At 65.1% G+C, this 7,622-nt stretch carries 5 protein-coding genes and 1 pseudogene; 2 read left to right on the forward strand and 4 right to left on the reverse strand.

The features are described from left to right. Nucleotides 1-489 precede the first annotated feature (489 nt). Complete coding sequence (locus Mhypo_RS16650; RefSeq protein WP_240637314.1) at nt 490-861, forward strand: tyrosine-type recombinase/integrase; 372 nt, start codon at nt 490-492, stop codon at nt 859-861. An 88-nt stretch (nt 862-949) separates the two neighbouring features. Here Mhypo_RS16650 and Mhypo_RS16655 read toward each other — a convergent pair whose 3' ends face one another. From Mhypo_RS16655 to Mhypo_RS16665, 4 genes are all read right to left on the reverse strand, one after another. Then, complete coding sequence (locus tag Mhypo_RS16655) at nt 950-3,586, reverse strand: outer membrane protein assembly factor BamB family protein (RefSeq protein WP_119342371.1); 2,637 nt, start codon at nt 3,584-3,586, stop codon at nt 950-952. Between the two features lie 69 nt (nt 3,587-3,655). Further along, a complete protein-coding gene (locus tag Mhypo_RS16660) occupies nt 3,656-6,556 on the reverse strand; it encodes an ATP-binding protein (protein WP_170148343.1) in 2,901 nt (966 codons plus the stop codon). A gap of 90 nt (nt 6,557-6,646) precedes the next feature. Further along, entirely contained in the window at nt 6,647-6,799 is a 153-nt protein-coding gene (locus tag Mhypo_RS18925; RefSeq protein ID WP_371862139.1) for a transposase, read from the reverse strand. Between the two features lie 21 nt (nt 6,800-6,820). Beyond that, entirely contained in the window at nt 6,821-7,369 is a 549-nt protein-coding gene (locus Mhypo_RS16665; protein WP_206074947.1) for a transposase, read from the reverse strand. Nucleotides 7,370-7,399: 30 nt separating this feature from the next. On the opposite strand from Mhypo_RS16665, the pseudogene Mhypo_RS18930 reads away from it, so the two are divergent. Then, nucleotides 7,400-7,622: pseudogene (locus tag Mhypo_RS18930) on the forward strand (hypothetical protein); the annotation flags it as partial.

Below are 7,622 nucleotides of genomic sequence, written 5' to 3' on the forward strand. Positions count from 1 at the left end.
CTGAGCTGCAGCCCGTGGAACGAACCTGGGGGCTGATTGATGGGGTGGTGGCCAATGGGCAGGTGGAGGATGAAGAGGCACTGTGGAGCAAAGTGGAAGCCCGCTGTGCCTACCTGCAGACCCAGCCTGCGCTCGTACAGAGCTACACCCTGTTTCATTGGTGGCCAATGGGATGCTAAGAGAATGACTCAGAAGGATTTTATATTACACTTTATTTTACCGCAAAACCGCCATCCAATAGTGGGGCGGTGGGCAAATGGGTGTGTCCTGAAAATAGGCAAACAGCCTAAACTGTTGGAATGAGCGAAATACGGGAACGGATGCATCAGTTGGTGGATGAGTACGAGCGGCTGGGAGAGGGGAAGAGTATAGCCGAGCAGGAGTTGCTGGTGATTGAGTTTGGCAAACAGATCCAGCGGCTGATGATGCAGGAGATGGTGGAAAAGGGAGAGCGGGGTACAGGAAGCGGAGGAGAGGGCAAAGAGGCTGGTGCCGCTGTACCCCACCGCCCAGGAGGCGCTGACCGAGTGGCGGGCCGTACGCCGATCCGCCCGCGCCCGCGGCCCCCTTTTCGTCTTCGCCAACCCCGCCAAGCCCGCCCACACCGGGCGAGTCCCCTCAGCCTCGTGGGTGGAGAAGGCCTTCACCCGTTTGGCCCAGCGCGCGCAGGTTGACCGCACCCGTGCCACTCCCCACAAACTGCGCCACGCCTACTCCACCGCGCTCGTCGAGGCGGGGGTGGCCCTCGATGCGGTCAAGGATCTGCTGGGCCACGCCTCCATCAGCACCACCCAGATCTACCTGCACGCCACCGCTGGCCGACTGGCCGAAGCCGTGCGCAAGCTGCCGCGCCTGCCATAGCCCCCGCATCCCAAAAACCCCATGGTCTGATAGGTGTCCTACAGCGTGATGACTCCCCGTTCTTCATAGCTCTTCAGAACGGGAGTCGTCATCTCATCCGGCCCGAACCGTTGGCATCTCCTCCTTCCCGGGCCCAAGTGCCGGTGGCGAGTTGACCGCCAGCGTACGCGCTAATCAGCCCGCTGCTGGTTCCCGCGACGACGGATTGGTTCGTCAAAAAGGCGGGTGAGGACTTGGTATTGCTATTGCCCGCTGGTACGCTCCAGGCGAGGGTTCCGCTATCCGCCTTGATGGCGCGCAGGGATTTGTCGGTAATGATATAGACCTGGCCATTGTTGCCAACTGCGGGCGCGGCATCGCATATTTCCTTGTGGGTGTATATCCACTTAGGGACCTCTGAGGCGGCGATAGGAGCGGTAGGGCTCACCGCGAACAGGCTGCCGGTGTACATGGGATCGGTCGGGGTTCCGCAGATGTATACCGTCCCATCGGGGCCCACGACGGGTTCGCTCAGGGAATCCGCCTCGGCCCGCTCGTTATTGGTATTGCTCAGCGATTTAGACCACTTGAGCGTGGCATTGGGCGCCACCGCAGTCACCTGGATGACCCCATTGCTAATGGCCCGCACGTAGATCGTGCCGTCCGGGGCCATCGCCATCCCGCCGGGGGAACTCGGGGCAGCCACTGTCGCCAGCACTCCGCCGGTCGGGGCGTGCTTGCGCACCGAGGAGCTGCCGTTCGACCAGATATTGCCGCTCTTATCCACCGCGACGCTATAAACACTCTCGCCTACGTCGTCACTCCAACCCGGCGCGCCGTTAGCCGCCGAGAAGGTACGCACAGTGTTGCCGCCCGCTGTAACCACCAGGCCGCTCGCGGTGAGCGCTACTCGGCGGATCTCGAGGTTGCCCAGCGGGTTGGTCTTCCACTTCTCGGTGCCGTCGGGGTTGATGGCGTAAAGCGTGCCGCCAAAATCCCAGGCGTAGATGGTCCCGTCGTCGCCTCGGCTGAGCCCCTGTACATTATCGCTGGTGTTGTAATTCCACTTGGACGCGAGGGCGTAGGGGTAGGCCCGCACCGAGTTCCCCGAGCCGACATAAACGGTGTCGTCCGGCCCCACCACCAGGCCCCCGCTCGCGTCGAAACCGGGTGCGTTGCCGGTGGTCTGGCCCGGAGGGGGGGTTTGGCGGTTGCTGAGGATTTGCGCCTCGAAGTTGTAGAGGGTGTAAGAAAAAGGGGGAACGCCCTTGAAGGCCGTGGTCAGGCCCGTCGTGAGCCCGATCCCGCCGTAGAGCTGCCAGGATATAGGTGGGCCGAAGTCGGTCTTGAAGCGGACATAGGGCTGGAGGCCCAGGAAGGGCCCGGCGACACCATAAATGTAAAACCCGGCCGAGGGCTCTATAAAAGCCTTAAGGCTTAGGGTGGAATTGAACACCGGCCAAATGGGCGTGAAGGACAATTCTCTTTTCGACCATGTGGTGGTACGGTTACTGCTCGAGTCGTAGGAAAAGCCACCCTCCACGCTGCCCTCGGAATCCATGCCGAACTTCACCCCGGCGGTCACGGTGCCGCCTGCCCCCACGTCCAACGCGATGAACGGGGTGATTACCCATGGTACCGCTCCTGTCCAAACGGTTATTGGAGAGAATTTGTACTCCGGTAGAGGGATTGTGATCTCGGGGAACTCGAAGGGAGCCTCCCCCGCGGGCGTGGCGACCAAGGCCGAAGCCGAAACCCTAAGGCTGGTTTTGCGGCCATCCGGACTGGTAGTGGAGACCTTAGAGTTCAGGTAAATGTCCGGCGGTGGCTGCACAAGCTTCCCGTTCACCAGTTTGATGGGGTAGTAGGTCATGTTAAAAGACACATCGATGCTCAAGCAGAGGGTTCCGGAGACCGTCACCTTGAGACCCGCCGCCACGCCGCCGGTGCCTGCCGCGGCGTCCAGGGTGCGGTTCACGTCCAAGCAGGTGCTGACCCCGCTGGGCAGCACACCTTGGGGGAGCACCACGCCCTGGCCGTCGAGCACCAGCGTCCGGTTAAGGATAAACGCCCCCTGCTGGACCACCTCCTGCATGGCGGCGGGCTCGGTCACGACGGTGGTGCCGTCGTTCGAGACGACCCGCCCAAGGTGCCCCTCGGGTGCCGCCGCCGATGGGCCGAGCACGAGAATTTCCCCGGTCTTGAGGGCCGTGATCTGCGGGTTGCCGCCCGCGAAGGTGAGCGTGGTGCGCCCGTCGCTGCCACGAACCAACGAGGTAAGGGCTGCTGAGGCCGCGTCGTCCGCTACCCTGGTCTCGGGCGATATTTTGGTCACGACGGGCTGATACTCCACCTTGACCGAAGCCCCCGCTCGGGAACCCACCGTCACGCTCTGGGTGGCGACTACGGGGCTATAGGCGGGGGCATCCTTTTCGCCGCTGCCCACCGCGAGTCCCCGGATCACGTAGTCGCCCGGGGGAAGCTTTAGGTCGGTGTCGCTGGTGATGGTGCGCTCGGACTGGTCTGTCCCGATCACCTTGACCACCGCCGCCGTACCGGTGGGCAGCCCGGTGATCCGCACCTGCAGCACGCCGCCCTGGGTACCCGCTCCCCCGCAGGCCGCCAGGATGAGCAGGCCGAAGAGAAAAACCCAGTTGCGCATGCGAGCTAAGGGCATCAGCGAAGCGCGCAGCGCGAGGGTCAAAATCGTCCAGGTGATGCGTATAATCTGGGATCTGCCTAGCATAAAAGCCTCCTCCGGCTTAGTTTGAGACCAAGAATAGGCAGAAGGCGTTATATGCCGTTATAAGGCGGTTTAATCTGCTACTCCCGGTGCCGCTCGAGCCCCCACCGGGGGTTGCTGTAACGCATAGTTCACCGCCTGCTCGAGGCTCATTTCCCTGCCCTGGGCCAGCGCGCGCTCGAAGGCCTGGGGCTCGAGGTGCTGGCGGCCCGTGGCGAGGTAGCGCTCGAGGTTGCCCGCACTCACCGGCGGCTCAGCCAGGCCCATGGTCTGGGTGAGGCCATAGACGGCCCCCACCAGCCGCACCGCCCGCTCGAACTGCTCCAGACGCAGGGCCAGCTCGACGAAGGACCCCAACACCACGCCGATGCTCCAGCGCCGCTCGAGGGTGTAGAAGATGCGCAGGGCCTCCTCGAGGTGGTTCCAGGTTGCATCCAGATCGGCCTGCTGGAGGGTCAGGAGGGCCAGGTTGACCAGAGAGACCGCGATGCCCTGCTGGTCGCCCAGTTCGCGCTTGATGGCCAGGCTCTCCTCGGTGAGGGCTCGAGCCCGGGCGGACTCGCCGAGTTCCGAAAGCACCTGCCCGAGGTTGCCCAAGGCGTAGGCGATGCCCCGACGGTCCCCAATCTCGCGCTTGCGGGCCAGGCTTTCCTCGAAGTAGGGCCGCGACGCCTCGAGCTGACCGCGGTAGCCGTAGACCACGCCGATGTCGTTGAGGGTGGTGGCGATGCCGTTGCGGTCGCCGATCTCGCGTCGCAGGTGCAAGCTTTCCTCGAAGTACGCCAGGGCCTGGTCAAAGTTGCCCTGCTCGCGGACGATGGTTCCCAGGCTGTGCAAGGCCCCCGCGACCTCGCCCGAGTCCTCCAGGCGCTGCCAGAGATCCAATGCCTCCTGCTGGACCCGCAGGGCTTGCGCGTAATCGCCCTGGTCCTTGGCCCGCTCGGCCAGGGCGTTTAGGGCCTTGGCGTGCAGACGCGGAGGAATGCCCTCTAAGGGCAGGCCGAGGGCGCGTTCGAGCCAGACCCTGCCCTCACGGTGGTGCCCGCGTACGTACCAGAAGTGGTGGATGGCCGTCGCCAGCCGCAGCGCCAGGGGGGTATCTCTCCGGCTCAGCGCCCACTCCAGCGCGGTTCGCAGGTTGTCGTGCTCGAGGGCCAAACGCTCCAGCCACCGGGCCTCCTCGGGGCCACGCAGGTAGTTGCCCGCCTCCTCGGCCAGAGCCAGATAGTGCTCGGCGTGGGCCTGGCGAATGGCCGCCAGAACCCCGCCTGCTTCGGCCCGCTCCTGGGCCTGCTGGCGGATCACCTCGTGCAACTCGAAGCGCCCGCTCGGGGTGCGGCGCAGCAGCGACTTGTCGGCCAGAGCCAGCAGGGCAGCGGGGCCGACGCCCGCGACCTTGAGCGCGGCCTGCCGGTCGAAGCCGCCCCGGAAGACGGTGAGGCGGACCAGGGCCTGCTGCTGCTCGGGGGTAAGGCGCTGCCAGGAGTGCTCGAAGACGGCCCGCAGGGAGTGGTGGCGCTCGGGCAAGTCGAGCCCGGGCGACTCGAGGAAGCCCAGGCTGCGCTCGAGCTCATCGGCGATGTCCTGGGGTGTGAAGGCCGAGACCCAGGCGGCAGCGAGCTCCAGACCCAGCGGCATCCCCTGCACCAGCTGGCAAATCCGCAACACCGCCGGGGCCACCTGGGGCGTGAGGGCGAACTGCGGCCACACCCGGTTGGCCCGCTCCACGAACAGCCGCACCGCGCTCGAGCGCTGCACGGCCTCCAGTCCGTACCCTGGCGGGTAGCCCAGACCTTGCAAGGCGAGTACCCACTCCGCCTGCAAGCGCAGCCGCTCGCGCGAGGTGACCAGCATCCGGAGCTGGGGGGCCTCGTTGAGCAGTTCCACCACCAGGGCGGCCCCGTCCACCAGGTGTTCGAAGTTGTCGAGCACCAATAGCATCTCCCGCCCGCGCAGGTGCTCGAGCAGCCTGGCTTTGGGGTCGGCGGCGCGGGTCAGGTTGAGGCCAAGGGCCTCCGCGATAGCCGGGATGATGAGGGCACTGCGGGCGAGGGGAGCCAGCGCCACGAACCAGACCCCGTCGGCGAAGGCGCCGAGCTGGCTCTCGGCCACGCTGAGGGCCAGGCGGGTCTTACCCATGCCCCCCGGCCCAGCTAAGGTGATCAGGCGCTCGCCAGCCTCGAGCCGCCGGTTGACCAGGCCCAGCTCCTCCTCCCGCCCGATGAAGGTGGTTAGGCGGGTCGGCAGGTTGTGCAGCACGGGGTGCGCCGGGGTCTGCGGGGGTAGGGCGGAGCGGTCGAGTTCCTCGAGCAGCCGCCGGGTGGAGGGATCGGGCTCGAGGCCCATCTCCCCCGCCAGCCGCCGGACAAAAGCGGTGTAGATCTCGCGGGCCCGCCCGGACTCTCCCAGCGCCGCCGCGTGCTGGAGGAAGGCCTGCAGGGCCCGCTCGTTGAAGGGGTCACGCTCCAGCAGGCGCTCGAGCCGTCCCAGCAGTTCCTGCGAGGGCTGGGATTCGGCCGCCCAGCTCAGCAGCACATTGCCCCAAGCGGTCTCGAGGTCGGCGCGCTCGGCCTCGAGCCAGTCCTCGAGCCCGGGCAGGCCGTAAACCTTCACTCCCTCGAGGAAAGGCCCGCCGTAAAGCTCCACCGCTCGGGCCCACTGCCCGCGGGCCAGAGCTTGCCGAAAAAGCCGCACGTCGAGCTCAGCCAGCCAGCGCACCCCGCCTGCGCTGGCCTCGAGACCCTCTATCCCCTCCATTTGGCGCACCCGGTGCAACAACTGGCGCAGGTTATTACGAGCCGAGGCGGGCTCGACCTCCGGCCAGAACAGCTCCAGCAGTTCCTCACGGCTCACCCAGTCCTCCTGGGCCCCCAGATAGCTCAGCAGCCACAGCGGGCGCTCCCGGGGCAGTTCGACAACCGTTTCCCCTCGCTCGAGGCGCGGCGAACCCAGGAGCCGAACCCGCGTGCCCACAATACCCTCACCATAGCAGAACCAGACCAATGAGGACATTATTTTGACCACCCCCAGGGGTGGTGCGTGAAGTCACGTGACTAGAGCCTGCTAAGAAGCCAAACATAAACCATCCAGGACTTTCGGCAGGAGCAGAATGGAAAAAGCCAGCCAGTGAAACCCCTTGAGGGTCTCGGCCAGACGTTCGTAGTCACGGGCCAGACGACGAAAACGAGCCATCCAGGCAAAACTCCGCTCAACCACCCTCGGGTAGCGGCTTTGCCGCTATGCGCTACGCGCACTTCGCCCAGCGCCTGGGCAGCAGAACAAAAGAACAAAGCCCTTCCTGGCCTCGGCAAGTTTGACCACACACAGGGCAATACCCTCCTGGGCAGCGGCGCTCTCCGCCTCGGACCCCGTGTAGCCCTGTTCCACGAAGGCGACCTCCACCTGTTTGCCCGTGACCGCTTGCACCGCTTTGGATAGTTCGGCTACCTGTGCCCGGTCTTGCTCATTGGCTGGCGTGACCAGCAAAGTCAACAGATGCCCCAGCGTATCCACCGCCATATGCTCCTTGCTCCCTTGGCGCCGTTCGGCCCCATCGTAGCCCCCTCGTTCACCACTCTCAGGGCTCGATTGCAGCGTGCGAGCATCGTAGATGGCTGCGCTGGGTTGAGCCGCTCGGCCCTGCCACTGTCTTAGGGTTTCCCGCAGGTCATGCACCAGATCCTCGAAGACCCCCCGCTGCATCCAGCGCTGAGCCTGCTCGCTGACAATGTGGGGGGGCGGGAAGTCGTGGGGGAGGTAGTCCCACTGGGCTCCGGTTTTTACCAACCAGCGTAAGGCGCCCTATACCTCCCTCAGATCGTACTTGCGCTGCTGTGCTTCCGGCGGCGTCAGCATCAAACACTCTTGGTGGCTACCTACGTCTGGGTGGCGACGAACTGAAGGCCATCGTAACCCAAGGCTTCAAGCTCCCCAGGCTACCTGGCCGCAAAGTCTACGCTCAAAGCCTACTTCCCCTCCCTGCCCCACCTCTCCCGCTTCTACCGGGTTCTCCAAATAGCCCACGTCCTTTGGGCCCATC

This window comes from Meiothermus hypogaeus, from assembly GCF_003574035.1.
Taxonomy (GTDB): Bacteria; Deinococcota; Deinococci; order Deinococcales; family Thermaceae; genus Meiothermus; species Meiothermus hypogaeus.